This window comes from Streptomyces sp. SID13031 (assembly GCF_010548305.1).
In the GTDB taxonomy this organism is placed as follows: Bacteria; Actinomycetota; Actinomycetes; order Propionibacteriales; family Kribbellaceae; genus Kribbella.
Window position 1 is genome coordinate 62,816 of sequence record NZ_JAAGLV010000001.1, and the last position, 21,070, is coordinate 83,885.

General features: G+C 62.9%; 13 protein-coding genes and 2 pseudogenes. 13 read left to right on the top strand and 2 right to left on the bottom strand.

The window, feature by feature from the left end:
- Positions 1–20 precede the first annotated feature (20 nt).
- The 10 genes and pseudogenes from G3I17_RS00295 (at position 21) to G3I17_RS00335 (ending at position 15,858) form a co-directional block, all read left to right on the top strand.
- Positions 21–743, top strand: a complete 723-nt coding sequence (locus G3I17_RS00295; RefSeq protein ID WP_164592708.1) for a GIY-YIG nuclease family protein — start codon at positions 21–23, stop codon at positions 741–743.
- Between the two features lie 264 nt (positions 744–1,007).
- Positions 1,008–1,382 carry a very short patch repair endonuclease gene (locus G3I17_RS00300; RefSeq protein ID WP_164594097.1) on the top strand — a complete coding sequence of 125 codons (375 nt, stop codon included), beginning with the start codon at positions 1,008–1,010 and terminating at the stop codon, positions 1,380–1,382.
- Positions 1,383–1,441: 59 nt separating this feature from the next.
- Positions 1,442–1,690 (top strand): annotated as a pseudogene (locus G3I17_RS40265) (IS3 family transposase); the annotation flags it as partial.
- A 689-nt stretch (positions 1,691–2,379) separates the two neighbouring features.
- A complete protein-coding gene (locus G3I17_RS00305; protein ID WP_164592709.1) occupies positions 2,380–3,042 on the top strand; it encodes a hypothetical protein in 663 nt (220 codons plus the stop codon).
- Positions 3,043–3,044: 2 nt separating this feature from the next.
- Positions 3,045–4,364: a ParB/RepB/Spo0J family partition protein gene (locus G3I17_RS00310; protein WP_164592711.1), complete on the top strand. Its 1,320-nt coding sequence runs from the start codon at positions 3,045–3,047 to the stop codon at positions 4,362–4,364.
- Entirely contained in the window at positions 4,361–6,241 is a 1,881-nt protein-coding gene (locus G3I17_RS00315) for a DEAD/DEAH box helicase (protein WP_164592713.1), read from the top strand. Before G3I17_RS00310 ends, G3I17_RS00315 begins: the two co-directional genes overlap by 4 nt.
- 25 nt (positions 6,242–6,266) lie before the next feature.
- Entirely contained in the window at positions 6,267–7,199 is a 933-nt protein-coding gene (locus tag G3I17_RS41940) for a DUF3883 domain-containing protein (protein WP_164592715.1), read from the top strand.
- 189 nt (positions 7,200–7,388) lie between these two features.
- Positions 7,389–7,606 (top strand): annotated as a pseudogene (locus G3I17_RS39590) (IS1380 family transposase); the annotation flags it as partial.
- Between the two features lie 552 nt (positions 7,607–8,158).
- Positions 8,159–10,348, top strand: a complete 2,190-nt coding sequence (locus G3I17_RS00330; RefSeq protein WP_164592717.1) for an ATP-binding domain-containing protein — start codon at positions 8,159–8,161, stop codon at positions 10,346–10,348.
- Entirely contained in the window at positions 10,345–15,858 is a 5,514-nt protein-coding gene (locus tag G3I17_RS00335; protein ID WP_164592719.1) for a DUF3320 domain-containing protein, read from the top strand. The genes G3I17_RS00330 and G3I17_RS00335 overlap by 4 nt, the downstream gene beginning before the upstream one ends.
- Positions 15,859–15,911: 53 nt before the next feature.
- Here G3I17_RS00335 and G3I17_RS00340 read toward each other — a convergent pair whose 3' ends face one another.
- Both G3I17_RS00340 and G3I17_RS00345 read right to left on the bottom strand, forming a co-directional pair.
- The gene (locus G3I17_RS00340) at positions 15,912–16,559 is read right to left on the bottom strand and encodes a hypothetical protein (protein WP_164592721.1); all 648 of its coding nucleotides are present in this window, start codon (positions 16,557–16,559) and stop codon (positions 15,912–15,914) included.
- Positions 16,556–16,921, bottom strand: a complete 366-nt coding sequence (locus G3I17_RS00345; protein ID WP_164592723.1) for a type II toxin-antitoxin system Phd/YefM family antitoxin — start codon at positions 16,919–16,921, stop codon at positions 16,556–16,558. The genes G3I17_RS00340 and G3I17_RS00345 overlap by 4 nt, the downstream gene beginning before the upstream one ends.
- Positions 16,922–17,294: 373 nt before the next feature.
- On the opposite strand from G3I17_RS00345, the gene G3I17_RS00350 reads away from it, so the two are divergent.
- The 3 genes from G3I17_RS00350 (at position 17,295) to G3I17_RS00360 (ending at position 21,025) form a co-directional block, all read left to right on the top strand.
- Positions 17,295–17,588, top strand: a complete 294-nt coding sequence (locus tag G3I17_RS00350) for a hypothetical protein (RefSeq protein WP_239062084.1) — start codon at positions 17,295–17,297, stop codon at positions 17,586–17,588.
- A 119-nt stretch (positions 17,589–17,707) separates the two neighbouring features.
- Complete coding sequence (locus tag G3I17_RS00355) at positions 17,708–18,067, top strand: hypothetical protein (protein ID WP_164592727.1); 360 nt, start codon at positions 17,708–17,710, stop codon at positions 18,065–18,067.
- 3 nt (positions 18,068–18,070) lie between these two features.
- Entirely contained in the window at positions 18,071–21,025 is a 2,955-nt protein-coding gene (locus G3I17_RS00360) for a caspase family protein (RefSeq protein ID WP_164592729.1), read from the top strand.
- Positions 21,026–21,070 lie beyond the last annotated feature (45 nt).

The window sequence follows — 21,070 nt, forward strand, 5'->3', positions numbered from 1 at the left end:
GCACGACGTTAGGGTCAGAGATGATGAAGATCGCGAAGAAGGACCAACCGCCGAATCCAGTGAGGCTGATTCGTGCCGAGCTAGCCAAGCTCATGGCCGAGGAAGACCCCCAGCGGCCGGGAGAGGTGATCGGCAGCGCTGTCGGCATCTACGCCTATTTCGACTACGACGGCGAGCCTATCTACGTCGGGCAGACTTCGTCGGCGTTCAGGGATCGGGTCGGCAGACACCTGACCGGCCAGCGGTCGGATGCAGTGGCCAAGTTCATCTTGGACCCTTTCGAGGTGGCGTATGTGAATATGTGGAGCATTCCCGCCGTGGCAACTGCAGTCAGCCTTAAGGACCCCACCAAGACCGCCAGCAGCGCCGAGAAGAAGGCGCTGCTGGACCCTTATGAGTACACCGTCTACAAGAAGCTCGAGAAGCAGTCTCGGTTTGGCGCTGTCCTGAATGAGGGAGTCATTAGACCCCGGGACCTGGTCGGGATGCCGAGCGTAGTCGCTGGACGCATCATCCCGGACGAACTGTGGGAAGACCGCCAGCACTCAGATGTGAGGATCGCCCGTCGCGCAGCCACAATCTCCCGGCTGTCTCAAATGATCTCGGAGCGTGAGGTATCGGGTGGCATGCGACGGACTCTGCTGCTGCAAGCGCAGCGGTTGGCGTGGCTGGCCGAGCATCGCATCCATGAGATCGGCGCAGAGGTTCCGGACTCCGAGGATGCCTTGATCAGCGATGAGTAGCTCGGCAGGCATCGTATTCTTACCGCATGTCGGGGTCCTTGCTGCCGCCAGATGATCTGCGGCACGGCCATATAGATGGTGACGGCAGCCTCGGGTGCTGGCATGTGGCGCGTCGCTGCGACCATCGAATTTACCACGCCGAGCGCATGAAGAGCGCGAGATATTGATGCTCGCCTGGCCTGCTGTCACCGACGGGACGTCGTACACGCGAAAGTGCGGAGCCAACGGATGAATGGGCATGTCGACCCCGGAGTGCGAAGATCCATGCAGGCGAACCGGAGTAGAGACTCCAAGCCAGAACTGCGCTTGAGGTCGATCCTCCATCGCCGCGGCCTGCGGTTCCGGGTTTGCTGTCGGCCTCTCGCCGGCGTGCGACGGACGGCCGACCTGGTGTTCACAAAGGCGCGAGTGGCGGTGTTCGTAGACGGCTGCTTTTGGCACAAGTGTCCAGTGCACTACAGAGCGCCGAATACCAACGTTGACTACTGGGCTCCAAAGGTCGAGCGCAACGTAGCTCGGGACGCCGAGATCGATCGACTCCTGGCCGATGCCGGCTGGACAGTCGTACGAGCCTGGGAACACGAGGACCCCGAGGTTGCAGCAGGCATCGTCGAGGCAGCTGTTCGCCGCTTGCAATAAGCGGTACGCGCACACGATGGCTGGTTTTGTTTGTTGTTCCGGTAGCCAATGATGATTGTATGAGTAAATCGGGTCCGAGAGCTCGTCGGACGCTCACGCCGGCGGACAAGCCGGCGCATCTGGCGGTGTATGACGTGGCCTGCCAAGATGGCCTGGGTGGTGGGTGTCTGCGGGGTGAGGGGGTGTATTCGTTGCATATAACTGAGTGGCGCAAGTTGCGTGATGCTGGCGTGCTGGAAGGGTGCGAGCCGGGTGCGAAGGTCGGGTGGCTAAGTGCTGAGCAGGTAGAGATTGCCTGGTCTCGACGATGTACTGGATTCTCGTCGCGAACGCGCAGGTCAAAGACCGCCGCGAGGCTCGGTGCCCCGACCGGGGGCGTTCCGAGCTGATTGCGACTGGTCCGGGGCATGGGGTCATCTGGGTGCTTCGTAGGCGCGCAGGTTCATGTCACCGAAACCGCTGTAACTCACGGCAGCTCGTGCTACGACTTCGACCGCTGCTGCGATCCACGGCATGAGGGCCGCAACGTCAATCTCCGCGAGACCAAGCAGCGGATCCGCCAATGAAAGCGATGACCGAACCAGCTGCCCCGTCGACGATCTAGTCTGCAGAAGCGCACGACATCGGGACCGCCAGTTGGCGGGAACTCAGCAACTGGGTGGTAGATGCCGCCGAGGCACGACTAGCCCCGTTTACCCTCCCTTGTCGGACCAGATAGGTAGCCTCTGCGGTGCGAGCGAGGCGCGAGGGACCAGCGAGATGAAAGGACGTCGATGACAAGGTTGTGGGCCACTGCCGCAGGGGCCGAAGAGTGACTGGCGCAGAGGCGGCGGCACCATGTCGTCATGTCGGCTCACCCCCACCTGCCGTGGTCGAGCGTGCCGCTGAAGCCATTAAATCCCTAGCAGCCCACCCTGACGTCCTGGCTCGTCACGGCATCTCAGCGAGCGAGTTCGCATCAGCCTTTCCGGCTGCCATCGAATCAGTGCGGGGAAGCATGAGTGCCAGCAACGCTGGACGCCGCGAGTACCTAGCCGGCGTGCTCGGCCACCTTGTCGACCGGGGCTTGGTCACAAACATGTCGACACCTGTCTACGGCGACGACACCGTCTACCGTCTGAGTGTCCCTAACATCGGCACGGTCGCCATCATCCAAAAGGGCTGTCCGGACGGTGCCCACAGCAGTGTCCGTTGGACCGCACCAGGCTGGGCGGACGAGACGTACCTCTGGTGGCTTTGCTCAAGTATGAAGACTCACCCAGGTGAGCACATCGCGAAAGGTGTCAACCGCCTGCGCCAGCGATTCTTCTCAGACGCCCCAGACATCCTGTCGGGTGTGATCTTCCAGAACGAATTGTGCGGCTCGTCTGTGCGCCCATGCCCGAAACGGGACCGTTCGGTCCTCATCGGAACCCAGCGTGTTCCTGCGCCATGCATCTACACCATGCCCGAACGCGCCAACGATGCGAGCAACTGGAACTGGACCGGAGATCGCAATCTGAAGTTTCCGGCCGTACTCCTCGCTGCATTCGGTATCTCGCTGTCCGAGGCCGCCTCGTTCGTGGGCTTCGTTGGATTTCAGCGCAGAGACAGTGGCACCCTTCGCACGGCTATCACGACACGATTTGGATCCGGCCGCTCCTCAACCTTTAGGAACTAATAGTGACCAATCCGGTTCTCGATCAGGAACGCGCCGAGTTTCTCAAGGCACGTACCACCCTAGGACAAGCTCAACTCCCAGCGTGGCCGCGTCAAGCGAAGGACCTGGACCTCGTCCAGTTGGAGGTCGACTGGGTCCGCCTCTCAACCCTGAACCATCGCACCCGTGCTGAACAGCGTGCGGAGATTGCGCGGACCGGTAACGCTAGCCTCTTCGCGGATGACCCGCTTGGACCTGCCGCGCAAGCAGCGCAATACAACATCCTCCGAGGGCAGGACGGTTTTTCTGATCTCAAAGAGGACCTCAAGTCCAGGGGTCAACAGGAACACGCCATCGTGACCTCAGATGGAGTGCTGATCAACGGAAATCGGAGAGTCGCGGCTCTTAGGAGCCTGTATTTCGACGACGACCAGCGGGGCGCGCGCTATGTCAAGTGCCTCGTGCTTCCTGGCGATGCCACACCGACTGAACTTGTGAATCTCGAAACCGAGCTGCAGATCGCCCGCGACTTCAAGCAAGACTACGGCTGGATCAATGAAGCCTTCCTCATCGAGGAACTCTTTGAGCGTGAGAACAAGGATTTCGCGAGGGTCGCGACCAGGATGCACCGCGACGTTTCAGACGTACGATCGCTGCACGAGAAGCTCCAGCAAGTACACCAGCTGGTAGACCTGTCGTCCGGGACTCGCCACCACATCGACTTCAACGACAACGAGTCGGCGTTCGACGAGCTTTCAAAACACATCAAGAACAAGCAGCCTGCCGAGGCCGAAGCCGTCCGTTCCGTTTACTTCCTCGGAACGTTGTCCAACGTTCGATATCGGAAGTTGCGGCACCTTCGACGGCCTGACGCGGCAAGTATCGTTCGCAACGAGTTGGACAACGAGCCGTCGCTCAAGCAGTTGCTAGCGCTCGCCGACGGGGAAACAGCACAAGCGTCCACCACTGACATCCTCGACGATGTCTTGGGGGACGCGGCGGAGGCTGGCCCGCTCACCCCGCTCCTGTCCTTGCTGGCACGCAAGAAGCCCGACGAAACGCTGGTCCTGGGGGACGGCAACGAGGTGGATGTTCAGGACGTCCTTGAGAGCCTCCAAAGCGCCATCACGGCCGCGGCGGACGAAGCAGAAGAAGACCAACGCGACCAGGCTGCGCAAACGACTCCGCTAGCCAGAGCAGACAAGGCAATCGCTGAACTTGACCGCGCTCTAGCGGCTCTACCCAAGGCCCGCACGTTCAGTGGATTCGACGAAACTGGCATGGCTCAGCGGGTGACCCGACTGCAAGAACTCCTTAACCAGTATCCGGGCACCACGCCATGATCACGGTGGAGCTCGGCGACCGCTCACGTCCGACGGTCCTACTCACCAGACCCCCCGGGCCGCCCACGGGTGCCTGGGCTCATCTTCAATCGCTGTTGTCGCGCGGGATAGCGGGCGGCAACATCGAGTCGCTTGAAGTACGGGCCGAAGTGTTCCTGGCCGAATTGTCCGGAGTCCGTGAAGTCCGAACCTTTTTCGGCGAGCAGTTGGCCTTCGGGCCGCGCATCTCATCGCAACTCAGCACATTGGCGAGCGACAGGAAGGCTCGCGAAGACGCGACTTCAAATGACCACGCCCTACCGACTAACAACCTCGCCAAGGAGCTCGTCGACAGCGGGTTCACGCGGGTCCTCAAACCATTCCAACTCGACAATCTAGCAAGGCTCATTCTGCTTCCCCACGGCGCCGACTTCTCGGTGCCGGGCGCTGGCAAGACCACAGTTGCGTTAGCTAACTTCGCTCTCCGGCGCAGTAGGGGAGAGATAGCGCGGATGCTTGTGATCGGACCGATCGCAGCGTTCGAGGCGTGGAAGGTCGACTCGGTCGCCTGCTTGACCAATGCTCCGAAGCTTGCAGTCCATGCAGGCCCCAGCGGCACCATCCCCCGCTACACAGAGCTTCTCCTCACCAACTACAACCGCGTCGCCGCCGACTACGAGCGGATTCGAGATTTCGTGGCTGGTGCGCCGACGCAGGTTGTTCTTGATGAGGCCCACCGAATCAAGCGGGGAGCAGCGGGTGTGCATGGACGCGCGGTACTTGACTTGGCGTATGTAGCGCGACGACGCGACATCTTGACCGGAACTCCCGCTCCACAGGGCGCAAGCGATCTGGTTGCGTTGATGCGATTCCTCTATCCAGGCCAAGACCGGGCGATCCTCCCAGCCGAAGCGTACGACGAATCGAGAGGCCGAGATCCCGATGTCGTAAGCACGACCAGCAACGCGATCAATCGTTATTTCGTTCGCACGCCTAAGTCCAGCCTCGATATTCCGGATCCGATATGGGAGACCATCTCTCGCCCGATGGGACCAATCCAACAAGCGATCTATGACGCCTTGGTTGGTCGCTACCAGGGCGCGTTCGACTTTCCGACTGACTCCCGCCGCCATTTCGATCGTCTCGGCCGGATCGTCATGTACCTGCTGGAAGCCTCCACTAACCCTGCTCTACTCGTCGCGGGATCCGACAGTTCGGATGAGGCCGGGTTCACTCACCCTCCTATCGAATTGCGCGGAGACGAACCACTCAGCAAATTGCTGACCGATTACAACAAGTACGAGCGGCCGTGGAAGTACGACTACGTGATCGACGCAGTTACCGCAGCCGCCGCGAATGGTGAGAAGGTCTTAGTTTGGACAACGTTTGTGCGAAACATCCGCGCACTGACGCACGAACTGGCCGCGTTCAACCCAGCTGTAGTTCATGGGGGCATCCCGCCCGAGGACTCGGCGGCCTCCGGAGCTCTGACACGCGAGACAGAACTCGCGCGCTTCCGAAACGATCCCGATTGCACTGTGCTTCTTGCCAACCCAGCTGCCGCGGGCGAGGGCGTCAGCCTGCACCACTGGTGTCACCACGCCATCTACCTCGACAGAACCTTCAACGCGGGCCATTTTCTCCAAAGCCAAGACCGCATTCACCGGCTTGGGCTCGATCCGGCTATCGAGACCAGGTTCACGTTGTTGATGAGTGACGATTCCCTCGACACCGTCGTCAACGATCGGCTGCGCGAGAAGGTGAGGACGCTAGCGGACCTCATGGATGATTCCGGGCTGGTTCGAGTCGCGCTGCCGGAGAGTGACGAGGACCACGACGCCCCGCCGGCGGAGGGCGACGACGCCAGCGCTGTTCGGGCTCACCTTCGTTCCGAGTAAGCCGTTGATTCCCACCCACGGCGCTGTGACAAGCGTCTTCCACCTCGCCAACTCAATGCGGCACACCAGTCAGCCTGATCTAGCGGCGTGGGTCCACGCCGCTAGCTCCAGAAGCTCCTTCCTGGCGGCAGCGATTGACCACCAGCCGGCTGCTGAGCTCTTGATCGACGCTGGCCTCGTGCTCCCCGGCGCCTCCATGCTGCCAAGTCCGCGGCTGAGGGCGCTGTCTCGGCAGGCTGATCGCCCGACGTTGCTCGCCATCGCGGACCTTCTCCTAGAGATAGCTCCCCCACCATGGCTACCTGTCGCGATCGTCAACGACAGGGTTCGCTACGAGTTTATCCCTTCTGCCGACCTCGCGAGCCTGGACTGGCTGCGGCCAGATCTGGATCAAATCCTCCTGCGCGCTGCAGGCCAGGCCATGCGACACTCTGATCTGGTCGCTCTTGGTCTCGGCAGGGCGGCAGAACTCACTGTCTTCGCAGCGCTGGACCAACTTCGGGCCACACCTGTCCACGTCGCTGAGATATCCGACCGCTTCGGCTACGACATCGAGACCGTTCGAGGTGAGGCCCGTCGCTGGGAGGTCAAAGGCTGCACAAGAAGGACTGCCGAGAGTTTTCATCTGAGCCGCAACGAGTTTGACCAATGCCGGCGATACTCCGACGAGTGGAGGCTCGTACAGGTCGAGTTTGCGTCTGGCGCGCTAACTGCTGAATCACTGACGCGCTCCCATGTTTCGGCGATCCGCGAGTTGACGTCAGGCAAGCTCTTGGCGATCCCCCCGCCCGAAACGGCCCATTTCTACTGGGAGACCAGTGCTCGCATCGCGCCCGCCTCTCGCGCATGGTTGCCGAGTACGCTCACCGTTCCACACGAGTTGCGCCTACCCAGCATCGACAAGCTAGGCAAACAGGCGCTCGAGTTGCGAGCCGCCCACTTGAAGGGTCGGCCGTGACTAGATGACCGATTCCAAGGGGGTCAGCGATGTAGGCCGGGAGCGATCGCTTGACGGGTCGGCCGGCGCGGTCGTTGTGCTAGATCGCGGCGGTCAGAGCCAGGACGCGTTGTACGACGCGGACCCGGACCCTGCGGGGGTGTGACCGCGGTGTTGCTCTAGGTCGAGCTGGCCTTAAGGGTGTCGTTGATGTTCCTCTATAGCCCCGTGGGGTTTCACGAGTTGGCCGATGAGTGGCTGAGTGTTCCTACCGACAAGGGCGCGAATGCTGGGTTAAAGGTGACCTCGCTGGTCGCGGGGATGTCGCCGGCGCGGACAGCATCGACGACATGGCCCTGCTGCACCACGGCGGCATGGGCAAGATCTTCAACCGTGCGTACGCGCCCTCGACGCTGGGCTCGTGGGTGCCTGCGGACGAGGCGGTCCAGAGAGTGACCATCGACCCGCTTCGGCGGCGGGTGGGGGAGGAGATGGCCGACGTTCTTGCGTACCTCGTGCGGCTGGCGGATGTACTGGAGATCGATCTTGCCGAGGTCACCAAGCGGAAGCTCGAGAGCTCAGCTGTGCGGTTTCCGGCTGCTGACTTCCGTGGAGAGGCTCCCGAGAAGGCCTGACGGCAGCTTCGTCATGATGGAGGCCGGCTAGTGTTCCCCGCGCAAAGCGGGCCCGCTGGCTTCACTCTGCGTGTTGGTGTCTTTCACGCGCGGGGACGCCTCGGAAGTCCCATCCACCACGATCCTGTGCCGTCGCTGGCGATGTAACGGATGCGCGTCGGCTGGCGTTCATCCTCACGGGGACTACCGTCAGTGACAAGTGCATGAGATGCTCTGGCGGTCTCTCCTGCGGGGGAGCTGGGGGCGGGGGTAGGTCATTTGCTGTCCGCATGCAGCTCGGCAAATTGTCGGCGCTGCCTTCTAGCCTCGTCTTCAAGCTGATCAGTCGATCATTGAGGGGGGCTCATGACGATTCAGCATCCGGAGTTTGCGCAAGAGCAGCAGTATGTCGAGCATGCCTACGATCTGCTCGACAGGGGGCTGGCCGAGGCCGAGCAGAATATTGTGAACTTCGAGGCTTTGCACCGGTCGACCGCGCACGCCCTGAATAGGGCGCTCGCGATTCTGCAGAATTCACGAGGTTCAGGGCAGCTGGTCTTCGGTCGGATGGACCGCGACGACGACAAGCTGTACATCGGACGCCGGCGGGTCTATGACGAGGAGCGAAACCTCGTCGTCGTGGGGTGGCATGCGCCAGCGGCGGCCGCCTTCTATGAGGCGACGCCCCAGGACCCGGGGGATCTGATTCTGAAGCGGGTCTTCATCGAGCAGGATCGCAGACTTCAGCGGGTCGTGGACGAGGTTGTTCGCGAGAGTGCCCACTCCATCGCGACGAGCGAAGGTGACGCGACCATCAGCGACGCCCTTCTACAGGAGCTCGACCGGTCTCGTGATGGCGCGATGCGTGAGGTCGTCGCGACGATCCAGTCTGAGCAGTATCGAGTCATTCGACATCAGAGCGATGGTGTTGTGGTTGTGCAGGGCGGCCCGGGTACGGGCAAGACCGTGGTTGGCCTGCATCGGGCGGCGTGGCTAGCGTTCAACAGACCCGATATCCGCCGACTCGGCATGCTGGTGGTTGCGCCCAGCTCCACCTTGTTGACGTACTTCAGCGGTGTTCTGCCGTCGCTGGATGTGTCTGATATTGATCAGATGGATCTCGACTCTCTGTACGGGGGCGAGGCCCGCATTACGGCCACAGACCCGGTCGAGACCGCTCGGGTCAAGGGAAGCGCGGCGATGAGCGTCGTCTTGGAGCGAGCCTTGCGCCAGCGCATTGGCTGGGACGAGGACGAACTCGTCCTCCCGCTGGGGGCCGACCGTATACGCATTCAAGGCGACGAGATTCGTCAGATCGTGGACGACGTGCGAGGGCGGGATCTTCCGCACAACGAGGCAAGAGATGTCCTTCGCCAAGCAATGTCCGCGCTCGCGGCCAAACACCATTCGGAAGACCAGCGGCTGCAGAACCGTCCCGTCCGTGCGAACGAGGCCACAATCCGTAGGTTGTCGGCGTTCAGCAACGCTCTCGATCGAATGTGGCCCACCTTCGCGCCCGAGGAATTCATCAGAAGCCTCTACTCGACACAGAGCTGGCTGACGACCTCCGCTGACGGGGTGCTCACCGCAGACGAGCGGGCGCGACTGTTCCGATCCGCTCTGGACGGCGAGGCTTGGACTCGTGCAGACCTGTTCTGTTTGGACGAGATTTCGTACCTCCTCAACGGTGAGGTCATGACTTACGGTCACATCGTGCTCGACGAGGCTCAGGACCTCTCTCCGATGGAGGCACGTGCACTTGCGCGGCGGTGCCCCTCGGGCTCCTTCACCGTGCTGGGTGACCTCGCCCAGGCCACCGGTGTCTGGGTGCGCGACAGCTGGGAGGAGCTGACGCAGCATCTGGCGGTCACCGATACCTCGGTCAACACGTTGACGATCGGCTATCGAGTACCGGCGCCGGCACTCGACCTGGCCGCACGGCAGTTGGCATTGATCTCACCCGATCTGAGGCCACCATTGTCAATCAGGCCTGGCCGGAGCAATCCGCAGTTCTGGCAGACCTCGGACGAGGACCTGATCGGCGACGCCTTGGTACTTGCGAAGCGCTACCGCGATGAAGGTCTGACATCCGCGTTGATCGTGCCGGACACGCTCTACGACCGTCTCCTCGCCGTGGCGGCTGATGATCAGATCAAGCTCGGAGACGGTCGCGATGGTGATTTCGCTCTTGAGACAACGGCAGTACCGGCAAGTCTCTGCAAGGGCCTTGAGTTTGACGTCGTGATCCTGGTGGAGCCGGCGCTGATCGCCGCCCAGAGCGTCCAAGGTGCCAGACAGCTGTACGTCGCGATGACGCGCTGCACTCAGCAGCTCGACATCATCCACAGCGAACTCCTGCCGCCGGGACTTGGAGACCTCAGTGAGATCGACGAGGTAGAAGAGATCGATGCCAGCTCGCCAACTCTCAGCGAGTTGCTCGCCCTTCTAGCCGAGGAGGACTTGGCGCTCGTCGAAGGTCTGGTGCGGCGTCTGGTCCTTCCAGTGGAACCCGGCACCAAGGATGTAGCCCCGAGCAACGAGGAGCCCGTTCGATGACGACCACTGAAATCGATACTGGGTTGAACGGCTCCCAAAGGGACAAGCTCACCAAGCAGATCAACCGATGGCGGGAAGATCTCCTGAACCTGGATCGCCGTCAGCGACTTGTTTACTTCACTCACACCCGCAGCGCCTCCCTGGAGATCATCGGCTCCGAGCTCGAGGAGGTCCTGGGCCAACTGTGGGACGGAGCACGTCTGACGGCCGCCGACACCGAGTCGACTGCCGATGGGTTGGAGGACTCGCTGGCACTCCCATTGGCATCCGGTGGGTTGCTGGTGAAGGACAAGACTCCGACCAAACTGCGCGCAGCCTGCCGCCGCCTCGACCAGGTCTCGAATCAGGTCTACGCCGACAGAGGTTTCTGGACCCTGTACGCCGGCATCGGCATGCTGCAGTGGATCGATCCGGAGACCCAGGCAGAGGTTGACAGTCCGATCCTGCTCTGCCCCGTCAAGCTCCAGCGCAACGGGAGTCAGTCACCGTACTCGGTCCAGCGGACAGAGGAAGACATCGTCGTCAATCCCGCCCTCAGACTGAAGCTGGAGAAGGACTTCGGAATCCACCTGGATGATCTCGACCCTGACGCCTCGGACGTGTTGGAAGCAATCGAGGACGTTCGCGGCAAGGTAGCCGGCAAGGAAGGGTGGGGCGTGCAGCACCGGGCTGTGCTGACGACCTTTAGCTTCCACAAGGAGGCCATCTACCGCGACCTCATGGATCATCAGGACGTCCTGCTCGCACACCCGATGGTGCAGATGATGGCTCTTGGTGACTCAGCGCCCAGCGCCGGCAGCTATTCGTTCGAGACCATCGAGGACGCGGATCTGGATCGGGTGGTCGAGCCTGAGAAGCTGATGAGCATTCTCGACGCAGACAGTACCCAACGGCAGTGCATCATTGCTGCAAGAGATGGCCGGAGCTTTGTCGTGGATGGGCCGCCGGGTACCGGCAAGAGCCAGACCATTGCGAACATCGTCTGCGAGCTGATGGCGACTGGCAAGACTGTTCTGTTCGTGAGCGAGAAGGTCGCTGCCCTCGACGTCGTCCGCAACAGGCTTGCCCATGTAGGGCTTGGCGACTTTCTCCTTGAGCTCCACAGCCACGCGGCTACCCGCAAAGAGGTAGTGGGGCAGCTCGGTCGGGCTCTTGTGCAGCGAGCGAAGCTCAAAGGTCAAATGCCCGAGGCCGAACGTCAGTCGCTAAAAGCTGTTAGAGAAAGGCTGACCCGCTTCGCCGAAGCGATGAGTGAGAGCCGTGAACCGCTACATCAGAGCGTTTATGGGGCGCTCGGCCGGTTGATGCAGCTGAGAGAGCATCAGGTCGGATCACTGACTAGATCCGAGGACTGGGTTGGTCTGAGCGCTGTCCAGCTGGACCAGTTGCTTGAGCACGCAGGCAGGCTAGAGCGAGCGTGGCGGCCAGTCATGCAGGGTGCTGACTTCCTCTGGCGCGAGCTGGAGAACGATTCGCCGACGCCAGCCCAGGCAGATTCTATGCGTCGCGCTGCAGAAGCAGCAGGCGATGCGGCTCGGGCTCTGTCCGACCGAATGCGTGCTGTCGATGAGAGCCTCGGTCTATCCCTGCCACAGACGATCGCCGCGGCAGATGACCGGGTACGGCTGCTCGAGCTTTTGGAAACTAGACCACTGGCACCGTCATCTTGGTTCCAGCTGTCTGACCTTGTGCCGCTGCGAGGCCGGATCGGGCAGCGAGAGAAGTTGTCGGGTGAGTACAGGGTGGCCAAGGACGAGCTGCAAACCGTCGTTGGGGTGACTCGGCAGGAAGTGGACGCAGACCTGTTGCCGAGCGCGAGAAGCCTGCTTGACGAACTGCCGGCACCACTGGACGCGTGGGCGCCTGAAGCGGGTACGACAGTCGAGCAACTCCGAGCCCTCCAGGCATTCGAGAACGCGACGCCGGAGACTCTCGAATCCATCGCCACAGATGCGCGGCAGCTAGGCGCTTTGCTCGGTGTGCGGACCGAAGACATCAGCTTCAACCGTGCGATGCAGCTGGCGGATCTGGCTGCTCTTGGCGGACAGACGGCGCGTCCAGAGCGAGAGTGGCTCAACCCGGCGGTGCAGTCCGCCCTCGACGAGTCGAGCAGAGTCCTCGCCGAGCTCGTGGATGTCGTCAATCAACGGCGCACAGTCATCGAGCAGGTGTTCACGCCGGACGCGCTGAAGCTCGACCTGGGAGCACTCAACGTTCGGTTCTCGCAGACACACCTTGGGCTTCGCAAATTCAGCAAGGCCGCTCGGACGGATCGCAAGCTCCTACGCGGCGCTGTCGTTACCGGCAAGGTAGACAAGGGAGTCCTGGCTCGCCTCGACGAAGCCGTCTCCTGGCAGCAGGCAGAGCTGCGGCTGGCGCGTGACGAAGAGACTTATGCGCCTCGCCTCGGCCGCTACTACCGGCGTACAGAGACAGATTTCAGCCGTCTCTCCGAGGCGATTTCAACTGCCCACCGGACGGTACAGCTGGCCGCAGGAGATCTCAACAACGACGCGATGGCTCAGCAACTGACAGCAGATGGATTGCCGGACCCGCAGCTTCTTGTTGTGGCTCAGCGACTGACAAATGCAGGCACGGAGTGGATCGACCAACTGCGCGTACACAGGGGTGATGGCGCAGCAGTCAGGATCGGTCAGCTGCCGCTCCGGATCATCGCCGAATCGGCTTTGGCCGCCGCGAATCGCGTGAGCGGAGGTTATGAAGCTGCGGCGGCCGTAGCTCGGCAGGCCGGTCGCGACCTCACGCTTGGGGATGTTGTTCACGCTCTTGAGCAAGCGAGCATCGTCGCCGAGTGCTCTGCTGGGCTTCTCGACACGTTCGAGAGCGACCAGGACGACATCGGTGAACTCTATGACGGCGTGGAGACAGACTGGCTGGCGCTGGCGGCTGCGCTGGATTGGGCCGATCGGGTTCGTGAACTGGTGGGCGGCGCGGTCAGCGAACACTCGGCCGAGCGAATGAGCAGCCCTACGGTTGGCGCTGCCGAACTCGCGGAGCCACTCGACCGTTGGAAGGCCACCTCTGCAGTGTTGGCAACGTGCTTCAGGAACGGCTATATCAAGGATCTGCAGACGGAGCTGGACGAGAACATCGGTGCCGCGGCCGAGCTATTGGCGGAGATGACGGCCTCGGCCTCGGCGGATATCAACGAGTGGGCTGCGTACTCCCGTGAGCTCCGTGAGCTCGACAGCGCTGGGCTCGGCGAGATAGTCGGCGCCTTGCACGCACGTCGAGTGCCCGCCGGGACTATCGAGCCCGGTATCGAGCATGCGATTCTCCAGGCCTGGGTCGAATCTGTGATGGCGTCAGATTCGAGGTTGGCTGAGTTCCGCGCGGCTGACCGGGATGCCTTGGTCCATCGCTTCAAGAATCTCGACACACAGCTCGTCCACTCCACGCATGTTGCTGTTGCCGAGGCGTGTAACCGTCGGAGGCCGAAGACGGTTGGCGGGAGTGCGGCAGCTGTGATTCAGCGTGAGGCTCAGAAGAAGAGCCGGCATCTACCGATTCGAGAGCTGCTGTCCAGAACTGAAGACCTCGTTCAGGAGCTCAAGCCGTGCTTCATGATGAGCCCCCTATCCGTGTCCCAGTTCCTGCCTGGATCCTTCAGCTTCGACGTCGTCATTTTCGATGAGGCCTCGCAAGTACTGCCGTCCGATGCGGTCAACTGCATCTACCGTGCCCGCCAGCTCATCGTGGCTGGTGACGAGAAGCAGCTGCCGCCGACGGCCTTCTTCACCCAAGCGATCGACGAGTCTGAAGACGATGAGGGGCTCGACGACTTCGAGTCGGTGCTGAAGCTCTGCAAGACAAGCTTCGCCTCGTTGCCGTTGACCTGGCACTACCGCAGCCAGCACGAGAATCTCATCGCGTACTCGAACTACAGGTTCTATTCACCTGACGACTCTGCTCTGCAGATGGGCGCCTTGCAGACGTTCCCGGGTGCCCGTTTCGAAGCCCCGGATCTAGGTGTCGAATCGTATGTTGTCAACGGCATCTACCGCCGCGGCTCGACGCGAGATAACCCGATCGAGGCTGAAGCCGTGGTTGACAGAGTGCTGCACCATCGGCGACATCACCCCAACTTGTCGATCGGCGTCGTCACCTTCAGCAGCGCCCAGGAAGACACGATCACCGCAGCCATCGATCGGCGCTCTGTCAATGAGCCGCTGCTGCGCGGCCTTCTCGAGAAGCACGACCGGTTGACTGGATTCTTCGTGAAGAACCTGGAGAACGTCCAGGGCGATGAGCGCGACATCATCATCTTCAGCGTCGGCTATGGGCCGGATGAAGACGGAAAATTCACCATGTCCTTCGGACCGCTCAACCCAAAGGGCGGCTGGCGTCGACTCAACGTGGCGATCACCCGAGCTCGGATGCGGGTCGAGGTGGTCAGTTCGTTCCGCGCGGGGGAGATGCACGACACCACGAGCGAGGGGGTCCGCCACCTGCGCGGTTACCTGGACTTCGCGGAGAGGGGGTTGCCTGCGCTCGCTCTCGAACTGGAGCCGAGTGGGATGGACGTCGAGAGCCCCTTCGAGGCCGACGTACTCGAGGTGATTCGAGGATGGGGATATGAGGTCGTTCCCCAGGTTGGTACTGCCGGCTACCGGATCGACCTTGGCGTGCGGCATCCCGACAGGCCAGGTGAGTATCTACTTGGCGTCGAGTGTGACGGCGCTGCCTATCACTCGGCCAAGGCAGCACGAGACCGAGACCGGTTGCGGGGTGCCGTCTTGGAAGGTCTGGGGTGGCACCTGCACAGAATCTGGGGTCTCAGCTGGTATCGCGACCGGGAAGGCCAGATCAATCGTCTGCGGCTCGCAATTGAGCAGGCCTTGACTGGAGTGATGCCGAAAGTGGAGGTCGCTGGCACATCGGCCGCGCCAGTCGAGATGGAGGAGATCGACCTTGATCGGCCGCCTGAATGGGCGGTGACTTATGGTGAGTACGCCGAGGCCGCGCCGTACACACCGTACGAGCTGGGCAGCGTCGAGGCACGCGAGCCGCTGAGGAGCTACCTCACCGCCTTGCTGCGATATGAGGCGCCGATCCATCGCGACCTGGTCAACAGGCGGATCAGGAACGCATTCGATGTCGGTCGGATCGGCCAGGTCATTCGCGACAACATCGACTTCGTCGCGGATCGCTCCCACGTCGACGGGAACCGCATCTCTGTCGATCAAGCGGGCTTCTATCGGATCGAGAAGGTCTCTGCGACAGCTGTGCGCGTGCCTGGAGACGAGGACAGCATCCGAGCCATTCAGCATGTGCCGAACGACGAGCTTGACCTAGCCGTCATCGGCACCGTCATGGATGCCATCAGCGTAAGTGAGGCAGAGATCATTGCCGCAGTACGCCGAGCCTTCGGGTGGCGACGCAGTGGAGGCGACATAGTCGCAGCGATCGAGGCGTCAATTGAGCGCTGCATACGCTCCGGAACAGTCGAACACACAACGTCCGGATCGCTCCGCGTCGCCTCGACGTAGGCACGTCAAGGACAGGGCCGATTCAACCCGCACTGTTGGTGTGCCCAGATAGGTCAGCGCTCGCGGGAGGGGCCGGGTGGCCGGTGGCTCTGGATTGGTGAGCGCGGGGGGTCACCGCTGGGTGGGGTGGCGGCGCCTGAGGCGGGTGGGAGGCCCTCCAAGCCCTTCATCGCCTGGGCCAGTTCAGCGGGGAGCGGTCGGCGTACAGGGCTGACCGGGCGATTGAGATCCTTGTCGGGTCCGACCGCTGGTTCGACATTCGGTAGGGAGTCCAGTTCGGCCAGAGGCACGCCTCGGGTACGCCCGAGGCGGTCGGCGGTGACTTCGAATGGCCGGCCATCCTTGCGTGGTTCGAAGCACATGACCTGGCGGACGGGCAGGTGCTCCGGTGCTGGGGCATCGAACTCTCGGTAGGTCATTCGGTGGGAGGGGCCCATGGGCCTTCCCCGTCGGTTGAACTCCTCAACTACCGGCAGTTTGATCTCCGCGCAGTCGCGGAGGTCGGGGTGCCGGTCGGAGTAGCCGAGGCGTTCACCGTTGAGGTCCGCCTCGCGGCCGCCGCGGAGAGCGCTGAGTCCGCGGCGGACGGCGCCGAACTGTTGCGCCTCGAGGCCTGTCGGATTCTCCTGCGCTTTGGTGCGGAGTTCGCGGAGCTCCTCGCCGAGGTCCGGGTGGACTACGAGGTGGTACTTCGCTGTCATGGGTGGGTCTGTGTGCCGTCGCCTTGAGGTTTGTCGTCGTCGTTCAGATCCCAGCCGAACTCCTCAGCCAAGTCGTCTACTGGAACGTACTGGTCCGGACTGGCGGTGGTCAGGCGCTCGCGTGTGACCTCGCGGGAGCGTTCTGTCTGATCAGCGTCTTCCGCGATCGACTCCAGCCGCTCCCACTCCTCGAAGGAGACGACAACGCCCTCTGGCTTGCCGGCGTCTCCGAAGAACAGCGGTTCTGGATTGCTGTTCCGGAATCGTTCGAGCATCCGAGGGAGGTTGTGCGCGGCCGTGGCGGTGTCGATGACGAGCAGGCGCTCGCCGTTCGCACGATCGTGCGGGGTCTCCGAGGACATCCGGGCTCCTTCCAGCGATGACGTCATCACCCTATGCCATTGAGGAATCGGCACGTGGAGGTTCTCCACAGGCTCCAATGCATCACATCGAGTGAGGTCACACCGGTCCAGCATCTGCTCTGGTCTTCAGCCGGTCTTGAAATGTTTGAGCGACATGGATTGGAGGAGGGGCAGGTTGCTCGCGGGAAGTGTCGGAAGGTGGCGTTAGCGTGCTTGGTCTGGTGATGGGAGGTTTGGGGTGACTGAGGCTAGTGATGCGCCGGTTGGGGTGGTTCTGCGGCTTGGAGAGGTCTGTGAGGGGTTTCCGGATGCGTATGAAGAGGATGCGTGGGTTGGGACTCGGTGGCGGATTCGGAAGAGGACGTTTGCTCATGTGCTGACGATCGTGTCGGGGGTGCCGGCGGCGTACGCGCAGGCTGCCGGCGCTGATGGGCCTGCGACCGTGATGACGTTTCGCGCGGCGGGGCCTGAGCTTGCTGCCTTGACGAGTGTCGGGGCGCCGTTCTTCAAGGCGAGGTGGGGTAGCGACGTCGTCGGGATCGTGCTTGATGAGGAGGAGACCGACTGGGATGAGGTGTCGGAGTTGCTGGCGGAGAGCTACTGCATCCTGGCGCCGAAGGGGTTGGCTCGGCAGCTCCGAGACAGCCTGACTGAAGGCGAAGTGTGATCACTCGCTGTTAGGTGTTGGTGCTTGTAGGTGGGTGCGCGGGCGAGGATCATGTTGGCCGGAACGCGGGGGCGGCTGATGAGGTGGGGGAGTTCGTGGGGCGGACTGAAGGCGATGGCGTGCGGTGGGTCGAGATCGTCGTCCTGGGGGATGACGATGAGCGGCTTGCTCGGCTGGCGCGGCAGCTTCGGAGGGAGTTTGCCGAGCGGGAGTTGGAGACTCGGCCGGTTGCGGTGGATGCGCCTGCGAACAGCAAGGGTGACGCGGCGGCGGTTGGGGCGATCGCGGTGGCGTTGGTTGGGGCAGGCGGGATGATTCCGACCTTGATCGCGGTACTGCGGGACTGGCTCGGCAGAGGGACCGGGCCCGAACGGATCAGCATCAAGCTCGGAGACGACTCGATCGAGCTGGACCGGCCGAGTTTCGATGAGCGCGAGCAGTTGCTTCAGGCCTTCCTCGCCAAGCACTCGGACCAGTAAGCCATGGGCCGTCGGCTGGCGTTGCTGATCGCAACTTACGAGTACGAGGACACCGGGCTCAGGAGGCTGACCGCGCCGGCGCATGATGCGGAGGCGCTTGCGGGGGTGCTCGAGGATCCTGAGATCGCGGGGTTCGCGGTGCAGACCCTCGTCAATGCCCCGATGCACGAGGTGGGTGACGCGATCGCTGAGTTCTACGCGGAGAGCAGGCGCGACGATCTCACGCTGCTCTACTTCACCGGTCATGGGCTCAAGGACGACAGTGGTCGGCTGTACCTGGCGATGTCCAACACCAAGCGGGATCGGTTGAGGTTCAGCGCGTTGGCGGCTCAGGACGTCGACGAAGCCATGTCCGATAGCGTTTCGCGTCAGAAGATCCTCATCCTGGACTGCTGCTACAGCGGTTCGTACGAGACGCAGCAGTTCGCCAAGTCGGACTCCGCCGTTCATACGTTCGAGAAGCTTGGTGGCCGGGGGCGTACGGTGCTGACCGCGTCGGACTCGACGCAGTACGCGTTCGAGGGCAGCACGATTCATGGTGAGGCTGCGCAGTCCATCTTCACCCGGCATCTGGTCGAGGGGTTGCGCGACGGTACTGCGGACATCGACGGTGACGGCGACATCACTGTCGACGAGCTCTACAACTACGTCTACGACCGGGTCACCGCCGAGCAGCCCAATCAGCGGCCGAAGAAGCTGGATCAGGTTGAGGGCCGGACGGTCATCGCGGCCAACGTGCATTGGACTCTGCCGGTGCATCTGACGGCGGCGCTCGCCAACCCGTTGCCAGGGGCAAGAGAAGCGGCGGTGGGAGGGCTCGCGGAACTGCGTCGGTCCGGCAACGAGCTGGTACGCCGTACTGCGATCCGTCGGCTGGAGGAACTCGTCGACGACGACAGCCGATCCGTCTCGGCAGCGGCTCGTGCGGCGCTCGACGCCCCCGGACCACCGACACCTGCCGCGACACCGCCTGCCGCTCCGAAGCCAAGCACCACGCCGGCTGCTTCGGTGCCAGTCGCTTCGATGCCTTCCGCGGCGGTGATGCCCGGCGGGGTGCCGAGCCCCCGCTCAGCCCGCGCGACTCGGCAGCCGGAGTCGGCCGCGGCGCCGAAGGTCGCTATCGGCGCGTTCCTCGGCGCTCCGGTTCGCCGCTGGGGCTCCCGATTGATCCCGGCGACTGTTCCTTGGCCGATCTACTGCCTCAGCGTGCTGGCTGCGCTTGCCATGATGGGTTCGGCCGGCGTTGGGTTCAGCGTCTATGACTGGGATGACGCCGCGCTCTGGTACTGCGTCGTTGCTGCCGTTGCAGCCTGTCTTTCCGTTGTCCTGCAGCGCCGCTACGGCCTGGCCATCGTCGCCGGAACGATCGCGTTCGGAGTACTCGGTGCGGCGATGCTGATCGGGACGTCGACGGGTCAGCTCTCCGCGACTGCCGTGGATAGGCTCAGGTCTCACGCGGTAGTCGCCGGGTATGTGTATGTCGGGCAGGCGGCTTGGCTCGGCGCAGGCGCCGCTGCACTCTGGCGAATCCGTAGCGAACTGTCGGTCGATGTACGCCGGCTGCGCGGCTGGCGGGCCTGGACCATAGTGGGGCTCGGTGGGGTCGCAGCGCTCGTACAACTGGGGATTACGTTCTACCTGACCTACAACGCCAGCCTCCGGTTCAGGTCGGGCGTGCCCTATCCGATTGCGGCCGTGCAGATCGTCGCCGCCGAATTGGCCCTGGTCGGGCCGCTGCTCGCTGTGCTGATGCGGCGGGGCCGCACGTTCCTCGGTGGCTGGGTGTTGACCGGCTTCGCGGTCTGGATCGGGGTTTACGGCAGCCTCCCCAGATTCACCGAACGGACGCAGGCTCTCACGCTCTTGCTTGTCGTGTGGACCTTGCTGGCGGGCGTGGTGGTCGTCGGCCGTCGACCCGAAGAGATTGAGCAGGCCATGACCGGGGCGGCTCGCCGGTGGTGGATCGTCGTGACAGCGGCGGTGCTTCCCGTAGTACTGGGTGGGGCGGTGGTGGTCGTAGATCCGCGGGGGCCAACGTACCCGATCTTGGTGGCGCTAGCCGTCGGGCCCGACAACGATGTGCTCTACGGGGCCGACTCCACCAACGGCAGAGTCGTGAAGATCAACACCAATTCCCTGCGGCAGGAAGGCGATGCCCTCAAGGTCGGCGAGGGGCCGCTCGGCGTGGTTCTCGCGCCGGACGGGCATCGGTTGTATGTGGCCAATACGCGGGCCAACTCGGTGTCGGTGATCGATGTCGACAACTGGAAGGTGCTCGGTGAACCGATACCGGTCGGACCCGAACCGATCGATCTGGCCCTGAGCCCGGAGACGAAGCGGTTGTTCGTGCTCAGCCAGAAGGCGGCCACGATCACGGTCGTCGACACCGAGAAGCGGACGACCGTGGGAGGCCCTGTGAGCGGTGGTGCCACGCCGTCCGCCCTGACTGTGGGGCAGGACGGCAAGCGTCTCTATGTGGCAAGTCACGACGCGTCGACCGTTACCGTGCTCGACACGCAGACGATGCGGTCGGCGCGATCGCCGTACAAGGTCACCGGGCAGCTGACGGACCTGAGTATCACGCGGGACAACTACCTCTATGTGCTGTCGGAGGACTCGTACTCTGTCGTCAACACGAACGTCGAGAGTCCCCGGCCGGCGCCGGTATCGCTGGCGGGACGGTCGCGCGACGCAGTACTGACCGACGACGGCAGCCGGTACGTCGTACTGGGCAAGGCGCCTGAAGGGCAGCCGCTCAAGGACCTGATCACCGTCATCGACACCAAGGGGCGTGAGGTGATCGGTACGGCGGAGGGCGAAGGTGGCCTGTCCGTGGAGGTTGTGGTGAGCCACGACAACCAGCGCATCTACGTGGTGGGCTACAACGTCGAGCACAACGTGCTGATCCTGGACGCGACGATTCCGAAGGCTGTCGGGGCGATCTCGCTCGGGAAATAGTCGGATGTGTGCCAGAGCGGGGCACCTTGGTGAGGTGCCCCGCTC

Coding starts and splice junctions, on each gene's coding strand:
- G3I17_RS00295 (WP_164592708.1), top strand. CDS start 21: ATGATGAAGATCGCGAAGAAGGACCAACCGCCGAATCCAGTGAGGCTG.
- G3I17_RS00300 (WP_164594097.1), top strand. CDS start 1,008: ATGCAGGCGAACCGGAGTAGAGACTCCAAGCCAGAACTGCGCTTGAGG.
- G3I17_RS00305 (WP_164592709.1), top strand. CDS start 2,380: ATGAGTGCCAGCAACGCTGGACGCCGCGAGTACCTAGCCGGCGTGCTC.
- G3I17_RS00315 (WP_164592713.1), top strand. CDS start 4,361: ATGATCACGGTGGAGCTCGGCGACCGCTCACGTCCGACGGTCCTACTC.
- G3I17_RS00330 (WP_164592717.1), top strand. CDS start 8,159: ATGACGATTCAGCATCCGGAGTTTGCGCAAGAGCAGCAGTATGTCGAG.
- G3I17_RS00335 (WP_164592719.1), top strand. CDS start 10,345: ATGACGACCACTGAAATCGATACTGGGTTGAACGGCTCCCAAAGGGAC.
- G3I17_RS00340 (WP_164592721.1), bottom strand. CDS start 16,559: ATGACAGCGAAGTACCACCTCGTAGTCCACCCGGACCTCGGCGAGGAG.
- G3I17_RS00345 (WP_164592723.1), bottom strand. CDS start 16,921: ATGTCCTCGGAGACCCCGCACGATCGTGCGAACGGCGAGCGCCTGCTC.
- G3I17_RS00360 (WP_164592729.1), top strand. CDS start 18,071: ATGGGCCGTCGGCTGGCGTTGCTGATCGCAACTTACGAGTACGAGGAC.